The sequence below is a fragment of the Labrenzia sp. OB1 genome (genome assembly GCF_001624695.1).
In the GTDB taxonomy this organism is placed as follows: Bacteria; Pseudomonadota; Alphaproteobacteria; order Rhizobiales; family Stappiaceae; genus Roseibium.
Genome location: NZ_JSEP01000007.1, coordinates 215,202 through 230,738 on the forward strand (window position 1 = coordinate 215,202; position 15,537 = coordinate 230,738).

The 15,537-nt window shown below is 60.9% G+C and carries 13 protein-coding genes; 4 read left to right on the plus strand and 9 right to left on the minus strand.

The window, feature by feature from the left end; genetic code table 11:
* Positions 1–128 precede the first annotated feature (128 nt).
* Positions 129–962, minus strand: a complete 834-nt coding sequence (locus OA90_RS11925) for a ferredoxin--NADP reductase (protein ID WP_082836999.1) — start codon at positions 960–962, stop codon at positions 129–131.
* 199 nt (positions 963–1,161) lie between these two features.
* On the opposite strand from OA90_RS11925, the gene OA90_RS11930 reads away from it, so the two are divergent.
* From OA90_RS11930 to OA90_RS11945, 4 genes are all read left to right on the plus strand, one after another.
* Entirely contained in the window at positions 1,162–2,004 is an 843-nt protein-coding gene (locus OA90_RS11930) for a xanthine dehydrogenase family protein subunit M (RefSeq protein ID WP_068411323.1), read from the plus strand.
* 2 nt (positions 2,005–2,006) lie between these two features.
* Positions 2,007–4,748 (plus strand): molybdopterin cofactor-binding domain-containing protein, encoded by a 2,742-nt coding sequence (locus OA90_RS11935; protein WP_156510468.1) that lies wholly within the window; start codon positions 2,007–2,009, stop codon positions 4,746–4,748.
* Between the two features lie 98 nt (positions 4,749–4,846).
* Complete coding sequence (locus OA90_RS11940; RefSeq protein WP_068411326.1) at positions 4,847–6,955, plus strand: hydantoinase/oxoprolinase family protein; 2,109 nt, start codon at positions 4,847–4,849, stop codon at positions 6,953–6,955.
* A complete protein-coding gene (locus OA90_RS11945; protein ID WP_068411333.1) occupies positions 6,952–8,643 on the plus strand; it encodes a hydantoinase B/oxoprolinase family protein in 1,692 nt (563 codons plus the stop codon). The genes OA90_RS11940 and OA90_RS11945 overlap by 4 nt, the downstream gene beginning before the upstream one ends.
* 196 nt (positions 8,644–8,839) lie before the next feature.
* Here OA90_RS11945 and OA90_RS11950 read toward each other — a convergent pair whose 3' ends face one another.
* From OA90_RS11950 to OA90_RS11985, 8 genes are all read right to left on the minus strand, one after another.
* A complete protein-coding gene (locus OA90_RS11950) occupies positions 8,840–10,048 on the minus strand; it encodes an aspartate transaminase (RefSeq protein ID WP_068411339.1) in 1,209 nt (402 codons plus the stop codon).
* A gap of 83 nt (positions 10,049–10,131) precedes the next feature.
* A complete protein-coding gene (locus tag OA90_RS11955) occupies positions 10,132–10,893 on the minus strand; it encodes an SDR family oxidoreductase (RefSeq protein ID WP_068411344.1) in 762 nt (253 codons plus the stop codon).
* A gap of 1 nt (position 10,894) precedes the next feature.
* Positions 10,895–11,701 carry a 5-oxoprolinase subunit PxpA gene (locus OA90_RS11960; protein WP_068411346.1) on the minus strand — a complete coding sequence of 269 codons (807 nt, stop codon included), beginning with the start codon at positions 11,699–11,701 and terminating at the stop codon, positions 10,895–10,897.
* On the minus strand, positions 11,698–12,099 hold the full coding sequence (locus tag OA90_RS11965) for a hypothetical protein (protein ID WP_068411349.1): 402 nt from the start codon (positions 12,097–12,099) through the stop codon (positions 11,698–11,700). Before OA90_RS11965 ends, OA90_RS11960 begins: the two co-directional genes overlap by 4 nt.
* 2 nt (positions 12,100–12,101) lie before the next feature.
* Complete coding sequence (locus OA90_RS11970; protein ID WP_068411351.1) at positions 12,102–13,079, minus strand: biotin-dependent carboxyltransferase family protein; 978 nt, start codon at positions 13,077–13,079, stop codon at positions 12,102–12,104.
* Positions 13,076–13,735, minus strand: a complete 660-nt coding sequence (gene pxpB / locus OA90_RS11975) for a 5-oxoprolinase subunit PxpB (RefSeq protein WP_068411353.1) — start codon at positions 13,733–13,735, stop codon at positions 13,076–13,078. Before pxpB ends, OA90_RS11970 begins: the two co-directional genes overlap by 4 nt.
* Complete coding sequence (accC, locus tag OA90_RS11980) at positions 13,725–15,095, minus strand: acetyl-CoA carboxylase biotin carboxylase subunit (RefSeq protein ID WP_068411355.1); 1,371 nt, start codon at positions 15,093–15,095, stop codon at positions 13,725–13,727. The genes pxpB and accC overlap by 11 nt, the downstream gene beginning before the upstream one ends.
* Positions 15,092–15,520, minus strand: a complete 429-nt coding sequence (locus OA90_RS11985) for a biotin/lipoyl-containing protein (protein ID WP_068411357.1) — start codon at positions 15,518–15,520, stop codon at positions 15,092–15,094. The genes accC and OA90_RS11985 overlap by 4 nt, the downstream gene beginning before the upstream one ends.
* Between the last annotated feature and the right edge of the window lie 17 nt (positions 15,521–15,537).

The following is a 15,537-nucleotide window of genomic DNA, read 5'->3' on the forward strand; positions in this document are numbered from 1 at the left end:
GGGCTCCTCATTGCCAAACCGGCAATTGTTAGTATGCAAACATATTTCAAGGTTCTGTCAACGGAGTTCGAGATTCTGCCTCGCTGATTTGCTGGGCAGGACAGGTGAAAATCGAGGCAAATTCCCGCTCAATCGACAAAGGCTCTTTCGACAACGAATTCACCTGGCTTGTTGTTCGCACCCTCGCTCATGCCGTGATCCAAGCAGAGGTCCTTGGTGTCGCGGAGCATGGCCATGGAGCCGCAGATCATCGCGCGGTCTTCTTCCGGCCCCATGGGTTGCAACCCGAGGTCTTCAAAAAGCTTGCCTGACGTTATCAGGTCGGTAATGCGGCCTTGCCTCGGGTGATCTTCCCGGGTCACGGTGGTGTAGTGGAGCAGCTTTCCATCGACCATCTCGCCTATCAACGGATCGTCCTTGAGCGCGGCGACCAGATCCTCGCCGTATTTGAGTTCCGCCACTGTGCGGCAGCCATGAACCAGAACGATCGTCTGAAACTTGTCATAGGTTTCCGGGTCCCGAACCAGACTGGCAAAAGGAGCAAGTCCCGTTCCGGTGGCAAACATCCAGACGCGTTTGCCGGGCAAAAGGGCATCGTTGACCAGCGTCCCCGTCGCCTTTTTCCGCATGATCACCGTATCGCCGGGCTGGATCTTCTGCAGGTGCTCGGTCAAGGGACCGTCCGGAACCTTGATCGAATAGAATTCAAGCTCTTCATCCCAGGACGGACTTGCGACAGAATAGGCTCGAAATACCGGCTTGTCTGAATTTGGCAGGCCGATCATTACAAACTCGCCGGAGCGAAAACGAAATTCCTGCGGTCGCGTGACGCGAAACCGGAACAAGGTGTCGGTATAGTGCTGAACGTCGGTTACCGTCAGAGCGTAACAACCTTTGGGTACACAAAATGGCGACGGCGCTCCGGCCAGGATGGGTGTCTCGATGGTCATCGCGTCCTGCATTCGGGTGTTCCTTCGTGAAATTCAATTCGGCATAACGCTGACAAAAAATTCGTTTGCATGCAAATGAAAATTAGCGCCCGCTGCAAATTTGGTTTGCCTGATTAGAATTTGCGCAGATGCGAAGGGATGCGCTGCTTGACAGTTGATCCAATTCGATTCAGTTTTGTTAGTATACAAATGAAATGCGTTGAGGACGCCGATGCAATTCTATCAGCCTGAGACTTTGGAAGACGCGATTGCCTTGCTCGCGGAGAGCGGTGGACGCTTGCTTGCCGGCGGCACGGACTTCTATCCGGGTTTGATGGATGCGCCTGTATCCGGACCGGTTGTCGACCTGGGGCGGCTTTCAGCCCTGCGCGGGATCAGGCGGAAGGAGGCCGGCTGGCGGATCGGGGCAACGGCAACCTGGCGGGATGTTTCGCGCGCGGACTTGCCGGCACTTTTCGATGGCCTGAAACTGGCGGCACGCGAAGTCGGGTCAATCCAGATTCAAAATGCCGGCACGATTGCAGGCAATATCTGCAACGCATCTCCGGCCGCCGATGGCGTTCCGGCCCTGCTGACATTGGATGCGGTCGTTGAAATCGCCGGCCCCTCGGGCCTGCGTGAAGTGACGCTTCAAGAGTTCATAACCGGTGTGCGCCAAACAGGGCTTCTTCCAGGCGAAATCGTAACGGCTGTTGTTGTTCCCGATTGCGAGAATGGGGTTTCGAGTTTCCTGAAGCTCGGCGCGCGCAAATACCTGGTGATTTCGATTGCCATGGTCGCGGCTACCATTGTGCTTGATCCGGCGGGCGCAATCTCACAGGCCCGGCTTGCGGTTGGCGCTTGTTCGGCGGTTGCCCGGCGGCTGCCGGATCTGGAAGCGGCCCTGGTTGGCATTCGGCCTGAAGGCGCGGCGCTCCGGGATCTCCTGACCAAGACCGAGCTGAAAGAGCTGACGCCATTGAGCGACGTGCGTGCAAGCGCGGATTACCGGCTCGAGGCTGCCCGTGAGTTGATTTGTCGTTCCATTTTGATGGCAGTAGAGGGAGGTGCCTGATCATGGCTCTTTTGGATGTAGACGATCAGGCAGTGATCTCGTTTGATCTCAATGGCGTTGCCGTGAACCTTCAGGCGCCCCCCGCCGAGCGCCTGTCAACCGCGCTGCGTGAGCGCGCCGGATCGAAGGATGTCAAGGTCGGCTGCAATGCGGGCGACTGCGGGGCCTGTACGGTCCTCGTCGATGGATTGGCTGTCTGTTCCTGCACCACCGCTGTCGCCCAGGTTCAGGATGCGAAAGTCGAAACCCTGACCGGTCTGGTTGAAAGCGATCCTCATGCGAAAACGCTGGTCCGTTCTTTCCAGCGCCATCAGGCCGCCCAATGCGGCATCTGCACACCCGGCATGATGGTGTCTGCGGTTGCCCTGCTGCGCGAAAGCGAAGAGCTGGAAGAGGCAGAGGTTCTCGATGCGCTTGGCGGCGTTCTGTGTCGCTGTACCGGCTATCGCAAGATCATCGATGCCGTGATGGATGCGGGCCTCGACACACTGCCGGAGAGCGGCGGCGTCGGGTCTGCCATGGCGCGGATCGACGGATTTGCCAAGGTCACCGGCACGGAACTGTTCGGCGATGACGCGGCGCCTGCAAATGCGCTTGGACTGCGGGTGATCCGCTCTCCCTATCATCGCGCGGCTTTCAGCCTCGGCGACCTTGAAGCATATCGGGCCCGATACGGTCTGGATCTGGTTCTGACCGCCGCGGATGTACCCGGTGAGAATATCTTTGGTGTCATACCCGGTTTCGAAGACCAGCCGATGTTTGCCGAGACCGCGGTCAAGTTCAAGGGGGAAGCGGTTGCCGCCGTCGTCGGTGTGCAGGAAATCGTGAATTCGCTCGATCTTTCGCTGTTTCCCGTCGACTGGTCTCCCCTGCCGGAGGCTCTCGTTCCGGCCACTGCCGACGGGATAGATGACCTGCACGCGGGCCGCGATGAAAACATCATGTGCCGTGGTCTGGTTCGTCGCGGCGAGCCGGAACAGGCGCTTGAAAATGCGGCGGTCGTCGTTGAAGGCACCTTCTCGACCGGGTTCATCGAGCATGGCTATATCGAGCCGGAAGCCGCCTTCGCCCAGATGGTCGGCGGGCGCGTCGAGGTGCATTGCTGCACGCAGGCCCCTTTCATGAACCTGTCAAGCATCGCCCGATTGCTGGATTTGCCCACGAGCGATGTCCGCATCGTTCCTACGGCGACCGGCGGAGGCTTCGGTTCCAAGCTGGATCTTTCCGCGCAGCCCTATGTCGCCCTGGCCGCCTTGAAGCTGAACAAACCGGTCCGGGTCACCTACACACGCACGGAATCCCTGATGTCCACGACAAAGCGGCATCCCTCCGAGATTGCCATGCGCATTGGCGCGGATGCGGAGGGGGCCATCGTGGGGGCCGTGTTTGACGGAACATTCAACACGGGAGCCTATGCAAGCTGGGGTCCGACGGTGGCCAATCGCGTGCCGATCCATGCATCCGGTCCGTATCGAACCCCGAACTATGTGGCGCGAAGTGCCGGCGTGCATACCAATTGCGCGCCTGCCGGAGCGTTTCGCGGATTTGGCGTGCCGCAATCAGCGCTCGCCCAGGAGCCGCTTTATGATGATCTGGCCAATGCACTCGGCATGGATCGGCTGGAATTCCGGCGTCGCAATGCCTTGCGCAACGGCGACCCCACGGTCACGGGTCAGGTATTCGAAACAGGCATGGGAATTGTCGAGTGTTTTGAAAGTCTGAAGCCGCATTGGGAAAAAGCCCTTGAATCTGCCACTAAATTCAACACTTCAAGTGAAACCGTAAAGCACGGTGTCGGGATTGCCGGTGGCTGGTACGGCTGTGGCAACACGTCCCTCTCGAACCCTTCAACGATAAAGGCCGGCATCACGGCTGAAGGTCGCTTGATGCTGCATCAGGGAGCCGTGGATATCGGTCAGGGGTCCAACACGGTCATCGCCCAGATTTTTGCAACCGCGCTGGGAATTCCGGTCGACCGGATCGAATTGATCGGCCCGGATACCGACGTGACACCGGATGCGGGCAAGACATCCGCAAGCCGGCAAACCTTCATCACCGGGAATGCTGCACGGTTTTGCGGTGAAGCGCTCAGAGCCAAGATCCTTCGTCTCGGCAACGTTTCATCCGCGGCATCAATCGACATTGCGGACGGCGGAATCCGGTTGATCGAGGATGGCGTGGAGAGCATCATTTCCCTGGCTTCTCTCAGTCCTGAAAGCGGCGGGGCTTACGTTCTGGAGGCGACCGAGAGCTATGATCCGCCGACACAGCCCCTCGATGAGAACGGACAGGGCGAACCCTATGCGGTGTTCGGCACGACGGCGCAAATGGCCGAAGTCGAGGTCGACCTGGCGCTTGGGACGGTCAAATTGTTGAAAATCACCGCAGCGCATGACGTCGGCAAGGCGATCAATCCCTTGCTGGTGGAAGGTCAGGTACAGGGCGGTGTGGCGCAAGGCATCGGCCTGGCGATGATGGAGGAGTTCCTTCCCGGGCGGACGGAAAACCTGCATGACTATCTGATCCCGACGATCGGCGACGTGCCTCCCATTGAAACCATCATCATCGAGAGTGGCGATCCCCATGGCCCCTATGGTGCCAAGGGGCTCGGCGAGCACTGCCTGATCCCGACAGCCCCGGCGATCCTGAACGCCATCAAGGATGCTTCTGGAGCTCGTGTCTGCAACCTTCCGGCAACGCCGGACAAGGTGCGTGCTGCAATCCGGGCATTGAGCGCCAACTGACAGTCGAAAACCGGCAGGAACCCAGCGTGGCTCAGCCGGTTTTCGATCTTTAGACTCATTAGTATACAAACATTAGAAACCAGCGAGACCTAATCTCCATGAATGGTTCCAACGCCCGCCCATCGTCGCATACAGACACTTCAGCCTTGGACAGCCTCGTTGCCGGTGTGGATGTCGGGGGCACCTTTACAGACCTGGTGCTGTTTGATGCCGGTGCCCGCAAGGTTCGCCTCGCCAAGACGCCGACAACCCTGGACAATCAGGCGTTCGGAGTTCTGAATGCCCTGCATGCAGCCGAGACGAACCTGGCGGCGGTGGATTTGATCGTTCACGGCACGACGACCACGACAAATGCGGTTCTGGAACGCAATCTTTGCAAAACCGGGCTCGTCACCACCCGGGGCTTCCGTGACATCCTGGAACTTGGCCGGCGGACACGGCCTCAGCCTTACGGGATGAAGGGTGAGTTCCGGCCGATCATTCCGCGCAATCTGCGGCTTGAAGTGCCCGAGCGACTCAATGCCTTTGGCGAGGAACTCGTGCCGCTGGACGAGACGGCCTTGCGTGACGCGCTCAAGGCGCTGATCGATGCCGGCTGTGAATCTCTCGTGATCCATTTTCTGCACTCCTATGCCAACCCGGCCCATGAGGTGCGGGCAGGCGAGATCGCCGCCGAGATTTGGCCAAATGAGAACATCACCCTTGGGCACGCGCTCCTGTCCGAAAGCCGCGAGTTCGAGCGCGGCGTGACTGCCGCCATCAACGCATCCGTTCAACCGCTGTTGCGCCGTTATGTGGAACGCCTGGCGGATCACCTCGCGCGTGAGGGCTATCGTCACGACGTTCTGGTGATGAACGGCAATGGAGGCATGGTGTCGGCGCGCCGGGTCGCCCGGGAGGCGGCCAAGACGGTGATGTCCGGTCCCGCGTCCGGTGTCATGGCAGCCGCCTACACCGGGCGGCGGGCGAAAATTCCGAACCTGCTGACCTATGACATGGGTGGGACCTCGACCGATGTCGCCCTGATCCGCGGCGCCGAGCCGGCAGTCTCCAACGAGATAGAGATCGAATATGCCATGCCGATCCATGTGCCTATGGTCGATGTGCGCACCGTCGGCGCCGGCGGCGGGTCCATTGCGCGGGTCACCGATGCCGGTCTCCTGCAGGTCGGCCCGGAAAGTGCCGGCTCGAGCCCGGGACCGGTCTGCTATGGCCGTGGCGGCACCCAGCCGACCATCTCCGATGCCAATCTCCTGCTGGGGCGGATGAACCCGGACAAGCTGAATTCCGTCGCCAACAAGATTTCCCTTGAAGATATCGAGGCGATTTTCTCCGAAAAACTGGGCTTGCCGCTCGGCCTTTCAGCGAATGAAGCGGCCGCGGCCGTGTTGCGGATCGCCAATGCGCGGATGTCTGATGCGGTTCGCATGGTGTCCATAAGTCTCGGCGAGGATCCGCGTGACTTCGCCCTGTTTGCCTTTGGCGGGGCGGGTCCGCTGCATGCAACGGCGATTGCGAGAGAGTTGGGCGTCCCCAGAGTGCTCGTGCCGTCCCGCCCCGGCATCACAAATGCCCTGGGCTGCGTGGTCGCCGATCTGCGCCACGATTTCGTCAATACGGTCAATCGGCCGCTCGATGCCGTCGACATGGATGCGGTGCACGCGCTTTTCGATCAGCAATCCGCGGAAGGGCGCGGTTTGATCGACAAGGAAAGCGTGCCGATTGAGGAATTGAAGGAGATCCGTTCGGTCGACATGCAGTTCATCGGCCAGACACATGTTCTCCGGGTTCCGCTCGAGACGCCCAGACCAAGCCGCGAGGACCTTCAGGACCTGTTCGAGAAAGCCTATTTCAGCCGGTTCCATGTGGAGCTGCCGGAGATCCGCGCGAGCCTTGTAAATGTCAACACATCGGTCATCGGGCGCCGCCAGGAGATCGACCTGTCCATGCTGATCGATCCGGCAGGCCGGCGGGAAACCCCGGACCAGGCCGTGACGGACCATCGCAAGGTCTGGTTCGACGGCTGGACCGATACGCCCATTTACTGGCGGGATTTTCTTCCGCTCGACGCGGTGATCGAAGGTCCGGCGATTGTCGAACAGATGGACACCACGATTGTCATCGAACCCGGAGATGTCGCGGCGCAGGACCACGATGGCAACATCATCATCACGCTTGCATCTGAAAACGGCGGAGAAAACGCATGAGTATCGATCCGATCACCCTCAGCGTTATCCAATCCGGCCTGCAGCAGGTTTGCGATGAAATGGATCTCAGCTTTTCACGCGCCGCCTTTTCGCCGGTCATCGCGGAAGCCAATGATCGCTCCGACGGAATTTACTCTGCGGAAGACGGCTCCTTGATTGCCCAGGGCGCCGGCGGTTTGCCGGTCTTCGTCGGCACCATGCAGTATTCCACCAGAACCCTGATCGACATGATCCGATCGGGAACGGTTGCTGCGCCGAAACCGGGCGACATCTATATCGTCAACGATCCATATCTCGGCGGCACGCATTTGATGGATGTGCGCTTTGCCATGCCGTTTTACCGCGATGACAAGATCGTCTGCTGGCTGTCCAACACCGGGCACTGGCCCGACACCGGCGGCGCGGTTCCAGGTGGATTTTCGGCCTCCGCCACGTCTGTCGAGCAGGAAGGCTTGCGCCTGCCACCCGTGCGGCTGTTCAAGCAAGGCGAGCTCGATACGGAGATCTATTCGATCATCTGTTCCAATATTCGCGTCTCCGAACAAAGGATCGGCGATGTGAAGGCCCAGGCGGCAGCACTTCTCGTCGGCGCCGAACGCCTCACCCGGATTCTGGATCGCTACGGTGACGATGTGGTCTTTGAGGCGATCGGGGAATTGCGCCGCAGGGCCAGCGAGCAAATGCGGGCGAATATCGCGCTGATCCCCAATGGCGTTTATCGATCGGTCGCCTATGTCGACAGCGATGGCGTCGTCAATGAACCGCTGGAAATTCGCCTTGCGGTGACTTCCAGGGACGGCATCCTGGAATTCGACTTCACCGGATCTTCAGAGCCGTGCATCGGACCGATGAATTCGGTTCTGGCGACAACCCTGTCTTCGGTCTATCTGGCGATGCGCCATATTTTTCCGGACGTTCCGATCAGCGCGGGCGCCTTCGAGCCGCTGCATGTGAAGACGCCCGTGGGCACGTTCCTGGATGCCCATTATCCGCGTCCCGTCTCCGGTTGTGCCGCGGAAGTCAGCCAACGCATTGCCGAGGCCGTTTTTGCGACCCTGGTGGAGCCATTGCCGGATCTGGTGACGGCAGCACCGGCGGGGAGTTCCGGAAATTTCGCGCTTGGGGGATATGATCCCGAGCGGGGCCGGAACTTCGTCATGTATCAGATTTCCGGCGGCGGTTACGGCGGCAACAGCGATCATGACGGTCTGGCGAACGGTTGCTCGACCATCGGTATTTCCAAGGCGCCACCGGTTGAGATCATGGAGCAACAGTTCCCCGTGCTCTACCATCGATATGCCCTGCGCGAAGGCTCTGGCGGCGCCGGAAAACATCGCGGCGGCTTCGGTCTCGATTATGAAATCGAGTTGCTGCGCGGTCACGCCACGGCGAGCTTCGTGATGGATCACGGCCGGTTCGGTCCCCAGGGCGCTCTTGGCGGCTCGGACGGGCAGCCGAATTCGGTGAGAATCCTGAAAGATGGCAAGACGATCATCCCTGAACATCTGTCGAAGGCGCAGGACATACCGCTGAAACCCGGTGACCGGGTGCGCGTCGGCACGCCTGGCGGTGGCGGCTACGGGGACCCGAAAGAGCGGGATCCCGAGCTGATCGCCGAAGACCTGCGTTTGGGGCGCTATGACAAAGAACAAACCGTTGAGATGTTCGGGGAAGGTAAAGCCGGCTGATACCAACCGTTACCGACAGCGACCCGAACGGCAACGCTCCGGGTGCCCCTTTTCTACCGAGCCCTGCCAGCGGATGGTTGGAACGCAATCAGCCCCGCCAGTGGTGTCCGGCGGGGCTGCCGCCAACCGTCATACGGTTGAACGAACCTGCAGGCCGGAAGGCTGCTTTCCAAGCCTGCAGGCTGAATTGATCGTTTTATTTCAACAGGCTGCAGGCCTTTTCAATCCGCTTGCAGGCCTCTTCGATGACTTCCGTACTGGTCGCGATGGACAGGCGGAAATAGGGCGACATGCCGTAGGCCGCGCCATGGATGGAGGCGACACCGACTTCTTCCAGCAGGTATATGACGAAGTCGAGGTCGGAGGTCAGAACCTGGCCCGATGGAGTGGTCTTGCCCATGACGCCAGCACAGCAGGGATAGAGGTAGAAGGCGCCATCCGGTGCGAGACACGACAATCCGGGGATTGCGTTCAACCGGGCAACGGCCAGATCGGCCCGTTCGCGGTAAACGGAGACGCTTTCGGTGACGAAATCCTGCGGGCCGGTCAGAGCTTCGGCCGCCGCAGCCTGGCTGATGGACGACGGGCAGGATGACATTTGCGACTGCAGCTTGTTGATCGCATCGATCAAGGGCTGCGGTCCCGCGGCATAGCCGATCCGCCAGCCCGTCATGGCGTAGGATTTGGAAACGCCGTTGACGATCAGGGTCCGGTCCGCGATTGCCGGAACAACGGCGGAGATCGTTTTGGCAGAACCGGACGTGTACCAGATCTGGTCGTAGATCTCGTCGCACAGAACCCAGACCTGCGGATGCCGCAAGAGCACCTCTCCAAGCGCAACAAGCTCGGCTTCCGTGTAAGCCGCGCCTGTCGGATTGGACGGCGAGTTCAAGACCAGCCAGCGGGTGGCGGGGGTGATGGCGGCTTCCAGAGTGGCGGGGTTCAGCTTGAAACCGTCCTCTTCAGCACATTTGACAACAACCGGCTTGCCGCCATTGGCGATCACCATGTCCGGGTAGGACACCCAATAGGGGGCTGGAATGATGACTTCACTTCCGGCTTCGACGGAGCTCATCAGAGCCAGGAAAAGGATCTGTTTTCCGCCGCCTCCGACACAGATCTGGCTGGACGTGAAGTCGAGACCCAAACGCCGCCTGAAGTCATGCTGTACCGCATCGCGCAGGGCGGGTGTGCCATTGACGGGCGTGTATTTCGTCTCTCCGGCCCTGATCGCCGCAATGCCGGCAGCCTTGACGGTTTCCGGCGTATCGAAGTCCGGCTCGCCGACGGTCATGTCGACGATATCCTTGCCGGCATTGCGCAGATCGCGCGCCTTCTGGGCTGCCGCCGTGCTGGGAGAGATGCTGATGTCGGAGACACGGCGTGCTGGAACAAAGGTTGACATGGTCAACTCCGGAGTCTGGGGTTCTTCAAAATAATTCCGCACCATAAAACGCAGCCCGAGAGGTCAGGCTGCGTCTTGTCTGGTCACAGGATGACGGTGTCGCCATCGCGTTTGGCAGTGCGAAGCCCGCCGGGAACCTGGAGCGTCGGCATCAGCTCGATCATGCCGATGTTGACGTATTGCGGGGCGTCGATGGCATAATTGACGGCGTCAGCGATGTCTGACGGCTGCGGCATTTCGAAACCTTCGAAGTATTTCTTCTTGGCCAGCGCCGGATCGATCTTCTCGACCTTGGCGAAGATGTCGGTTTCAACGCGGCCCGGAGAGATCTCGGTGACGCGAACCCGGCGTCCAAAGGCGTCCGTACGCAACTGGCGGGACACCGTGTGCATGGCTGCCTTGGTCGCGTGATAGACCGTATGACCGCTGAACTCATAATGACCGGCGATAGAGGTAATGTTGATGATATGGCCCTTGTCGCGCTCCATCATGCCGGGCAGCAGGAGGCGGGACAGGTGCAACGCGGCACGCAGGTTGACGTCGATTTGCTCATCGACATCGAAGGCATCGGAAGACAACAGGTTGCCGGGGCGTGAAACGCCGGCATTGTTGACGAGAATGTCGATTTCCAGGCCATTGAGCAATTCGGTGACGGCGTTTGTGTCCGAGACATCGATTGCATGGGGAATGACGCCGCAGTGCTTTTCCAGATCGGCGAGCTTGTCAGCGTTCCGGGCCAGCGCATGCACGGTGATGCCATTGGTCCGCAGGCGCTCGGCAATGGCCCAGCCCATTCCGGCGGAGGCCCCGGTGACAATCGCTGTCTTGTAATCTGAGAATGGCATTTTAGTCCTTCCTGAAGAGTGTTTGTCCGGAGGAACCGGACCTTTGGCTGTCTTGCGACAGCGGTGTGATTGTGCCGCCGGCCCGGGCAATCGCGTCGCGTAGCGTCTGCGCCAGCCTTACCGCTCCGGCGGTGTCTGAGTGGATGAGGATGGATTGCACCGGCATATCGATTGCCGTCCCGTCAATGGCTTCGACCGTTGCCGTCTCGATCACCTTGAGGACGCGGCTGACAACAGCGTCCGGGTCGTGAATGACGGCTCCCTGCCGGGAGCGTGGAGCAAGCTGTCCATCGGGTGTGTAGCCACGATCCGCCAGGAACAGCCTCACGGTGCGGCTGCCCGCAGCCAGCGCCGCACGATCCAGAGCGCTGCCAGGCAGAACGAGAAAGGCGATTTCCGGATCAAAGGATCGCGTGGCGCGGACGAGCGCTTCCGCCGTCGCCGGATCCGCGCTGGCCAGATTCCCGAGCGCCCCGTGGGGGTTCATGTGGGTGACCTTGTGATCAGCGCGGGCGGCAAGTCCGGCGAGCGCACCAAGCTGGTAAAGGACGTGAGCCTCCAGCTCGGGCAACGCCATATCGATCCGGCGGCGGCCAAAACCCATTCTGTCCGGGTAGCTCACATGGGCGCCAAGATCGACGCCGTGGTCTTTTGCCAGCCGGATGGTCCGGTCCATGATGACGGGGTCACCCGCATGATAACCGCAGGCGACATTCGCGGAGCTTACCAGACCCATGAGCGCAGCATCGTCGGCAATCTGATAAGGACCAAAGCCTTCGCCCATGTCGGAGTTCAGGTCGATGTTCATGGACGCACTTCCAAAGTCATGAGGATGTCGCCATATCCGGTGATCCGGCCGGTACCGGGCAGTTCGCCAACCAGTGTGCCGGCAACAGGCGCGATCACGGCGTGCCGTGCGGACCCCTGAGCGACATAGCCGAGTATCTCGCCGTTGATGACAGCCCGATCCATGGCGATGGGCTCAAGCCCGTCCTCCAGGCCCCTTGGCGAAAAGGTTCCGATTCCGGGACTTCTGACCGGGATCCGGGCGGGTTCCGGAACGCTCGGCGGTGCGGCGTTGACCGGTCCCGTGCTGCCGTCCGGAAGGACCAGCCGCAAGGTGAGCTCCGGTGCCTCGACGATCATCGACGAGACGGCATTGGCCCGCATGGCCGTGACGAGTTGATCGAGATCTTCCGATGTCATGACTATCTCCACCCCTGTTGCAGGCCATGCCATGCCTTGCGGTCGTTGGTCAGCTTGTCGAACAGCCCCTGCAGCTCACGCTCTGCGGCGCGCGCGCCGTCCAGGTCCGTTCTCACGAACCGCAGGCGGTCGCCTGGCACGGTTTGCCCCAACCGCCAGAGGTCGGCACTGATCACGGCGGCAATCTTGGGATAGCCGCCCATGGTCGCTGAATCAGCCAGCTGGATGATCGGCTGACCGCCGCCCGGAACCTGTACGATGCCGGGTATGATCCCGTGTGAGCGCAGTTCTCCCGCCTGGTCGCGGCGAAGATCCGGTCCCTGAAGACGGTAGCCCTGGCGGTTGCTTTGCGGCGTTATCCGATAAGTTTCAGACCAGAAGGAAGACCTTGCAGCCTCCGTGAAGCTCTCGTGCTCCGCCGCAGGCAGGGCTCTGAGTTCAATCGTCTCGCCATGCGGCCGGGTGAGTTCCGGAACGGCAAGGCTGACGCCATTTGCCGGGAAATCCTCAGAGGTTGCCAGTTCCGGCTTCAAGACATCGCCAGTGCGCAGGATACGACCTTTGAACCCGCCAAACCCTTCACGCAGCTGGGTGCTTCGCGAACCGAGGATTTCAGGCACATCGATGCCGCCACTCAGGGCAAGATAGACGCGTCCACCGTTCCGGAACGGCCCGAGATGCAATTCCTGACCGGCCCTGGCCATGCCGGCCCACGTCTTGGGGAGCAGGACATCATCCAGCCTTGCGCCGCAGGCCGCACCCGCCAGGGCGAATGCCTGATCCTGGCCGAACCGGAAGCTGGCCGGGCTGAGGGGTATTTCCAAGGCTGCTGCGCCCGGCTCATTGCCGAGCATCAGGTTTGCCAGCTTCAATGCCACCGGATCCATGGCCCCGGCACGTCCGAGGCCCTGGAACCAATGATGGTCCCGACCCAGATCTTGCACCGTCGCGAGCGGAGGTATGCTCAGGATCTCGATCATCGGTTCATCGCCAGCGGTGTGAATTTGATCCTGTCGCCAGGGCACAAGAGCGAGGCCGGACTGCGCAGGGGATCGAAGAACGTCACGTCGGCGGTGCCGATGGTGTTCCAGCCGCTGGGCCCCGCGGACGCGGAAACGCCCGTTTGCATGCCGGCCAGGGAGAGGGAGCCACCCGGAAGATTGGTCAACGGCACCTTGCGGCGCGGTGTTTCCAGCCGGGGATCCAGACCACCAAGATAGCAATAGCCCGCATGGCTGCCGACAGCATAAACCGTGTATTCCGGCTCCGAGTGGAGATGCACCACCTCTTCCACACTGAGGCCGGTCATTGTGGCCACCTCATCCAGATGCGGCCCGCCTTCCCCACCGTAGTGGATGCCAACTTCCAGCAGTTTGCCGTCGACGACCTTGCGAATACCGCTTTCCCAGGCTTCGCAGAGTTGCGCGGCCAAGGCATCCAGATCCTGTGGAATGCTATCAAGCAGAAGCGTGAGGTTGGTCATCCCGGGAACGGCTTCCCGGACATCGGACCATTGTGCCGCCCTGTCGGCCAAGGCCCAGATCCGCTGCTGATCCTCAAGGTCGAACGGGCAATCGGGCGTGAACAGGACAGCATGGCTGCCAAGCATGGAAACGCGCGCGGCTTCAGGCTGCATTGTCGCCCTCCCGCGTCTTGAGCCAGCTTTCCATGTGATGGATGCTCACGCCGCCGGCGCAAAACTCCGGTTCAGCCATTATTTGACGGTGCAGCGGGATATTGGTCAGCACGCCCTCGACCTGCATTTCGGCAAGTGCGCTACGCGCGCGCGCCAGCGCCTCGTCCCTGGTCTGGCCAAAGGTAATGACCTTGGCGATCATCGAATCGTAGAACGGCGAAACCGTCATGCCGGCCACAGCGTGGGTGTCGACCCGCACACCGGGACCACCGGGAAGACGCAGGCCGGTGATTGTCCCTGCGCTCGATACAAAGCTGGACGGATCTTCGGCATTGATCCGGCATTCAATCGCATGACCGGTCGTGCGGACCTGGTCCTGGGTCACCGCGAGGGCCGCGCCTCGGGCGACATCAATCTGCATTGCAACAATGTCGAGGCCCGTCACCATCTCGGTCACGGGATGCTCGACTTGAACGCGGGTGTTCATCTCGATGAAGAAGAACTGGCCGTCCTCATAGAGAAATTCGAATGTTCCGGCACCCACATAGCCGATCTCCCGGCAGGATGCGGCACAACGGGCACCGATTTCCGCGATCAGCCCACGATCGATCCCGGGAGCCGGCGCCTCTTCGACAACCTTCTGGTGCCGCCGTTGCATGGAGCAATCCCGGTCGCCGAGCCAGATGGCGTTGCCATGGCTATCAGCCAGGATCTGGATCTCGACATGCCGCGGCCTGGCAAGATACTTTTCCATGTAGATATCGGACTGACCGAAGAACCTGCCCGCTTCCTGACGGGTGAGCATGGCAGCTTCGATCAGTTCCGATGGGTTCGTGACGACGCGCATGCCGCGTCCGCCGCCGCCGCCGGCAGCCTTCATGATCACCGGGTAACCGATATCCTCAGCGATGGCCGCTATGACCGCCGGATCTTCCGGGAGGGTTGCGTCCGGTCCCGGCACACAGGGTACGCCGTGGGCGACCATGGCACGTTTCGCCGAAACCTTGTCGCCCATCATTCTCATGACGTCGGCGCTCGGTCCGATAAAAGTGAGCCCCGCCGCGGCGACCGCCTCTGCAAATTCGGCGCTTTCGGACAGGAAGCCATAACCCGGATGGATCATGTCGGCGCCGAGCGTCCTGGCGGCGGCCAGAAGGGCCGGGATGTTCAGATAGCTCTTCGCGGCAGCGGCAGGGCCGATGCAGATGGTCTCGTCAGCTGCCTTCAGATATGGCGCATCGCGGTCTGCTTCGGAATGTGCGCAGACGACACGCAGCCCCAGGTACCGGCAGGCGCGGATGATCCTGAGGGCAATTTCGCCGCGGTTCGCGACGAGGACGGTTTGAGGCGCGGCCGTCATGCCGACATCCTGAAAAGCGGTGTGCCCGGCTGGACCTGATCGCCATTGCCGATCAGGATCTCCTCCACCGTGCCGGCCGCCTTCGCGCCGACTGAAGTCATCACCTTCATGGCTTCAATCACATAGAGCGTCTGGCCAGGGGACACCGGATCGCTAACCTGTACGAAGGGGGCTGACCCGGGATCGGGCGTGAGATGGCACAGGCCCGACATTTCCGCCATGATCGTCAACGCGTCCTGCTCAGGCCCGGAAGCCGCCAGGGAGGACGAGGGCCGAGTTGCCGGGATTGCACCGACTGCCGACGGGACATTCTCATGCCGGACAATCTGGATCCTGACGCCGTTTTCGGTCAGGTCCAGCTCCTTCACACTCTGTGCTGACATCCATTCCATGATCGAGGTCAGATGTGCGGCATCGACGGTCATTGCGCGGCCTAATTCCT

Coding starts and splice junctions, on each gene's coding strand:
- OA90_RS11925 (WP_082836999.1), bottom strand. CDS start 962: ATGCAGGACGCGATGACCATCGAGACACCCATCCTGGCCGGAGCGCCG.
- OA90_RS11930 (WP_068411323.1), top strand. CDS start 1,162: ATGCAATTCTATCAGCCTGAGACTTTGGAAGACGCGATTGCCTTGCTC.
- OA90_RS11935 (WP_156510468.1), top strand. CDS start 2,007: ATGGCTCTTTTGGATGTAGACGATCAGGCAGTGATCTCGTTTGATCTC.
- OA90_RS11940 (WP_068411326.1), top strand. CDS start 4,847: ATGAATGGTTCCAACGCCCGCCCATCGTCGCATACAGACACTTCAGCC.
- OA90_RS11945 (WP_068411333.1), top strand. CDS start 6,952: ATGAGTATCGATCCGATCACCCTCAGCGTTATCCAATCCGGCCTGCAG.
- OA90_RS11950 (WP_068411339.1), bottom strand. CDS start 10,048: ATGTCAACCTTTGTTCCAGCACGCCGTGTCTCCGACATCAGCATCTCT.
- OA90_RS11955 (WP_068411344.1), bottom strand. CDS start 10,893: ATGCCATTCTCAGATTACAAGACAGCGATTGTCACCGGGGCCTCCGCC.
- OA90_RS11960 (WP_068411346.1), bottom strand. CDS start 11,701: ATGAACATCGACCTGAACTCCGACATGGGCGAAGGCTTTGGTCCTTAT.
- OA90_RS11965 (WP_068411349.1), bottom strand. CDS start 12,099: ATGACATCGGAAGATCTCGATCAACTCGTCACGGCCATGCGGGCCAAT.
- OA90_RS11970 (WP_068411351.1), bottom strand. CDS start 13,079: ATGATCGAGATCCTGAGCATACCTCCGCTCGCGACGGTGCAAGATCTG.
- pxpB (WP_068411353.1), bottom strand. CDS start 13,735: ATGCAGCCTGAAGCCGCGCGCGTTTCCATGCTTGGCAGCCATGCTGTC.
- accC (WP_068411355.1), bottom strand. CDS start 15,095: ATGACGGCCGCGCCTCAAACCGTCCTCGTCGCGAACCGCGGCGAAATT.
- OA90_RS11985 (WP_068411357.1), bottom strand. CDS start 15,520: ATGACCGTCGATGCCGCACATCTGACCTCGATCATGGAATGGATGTCA.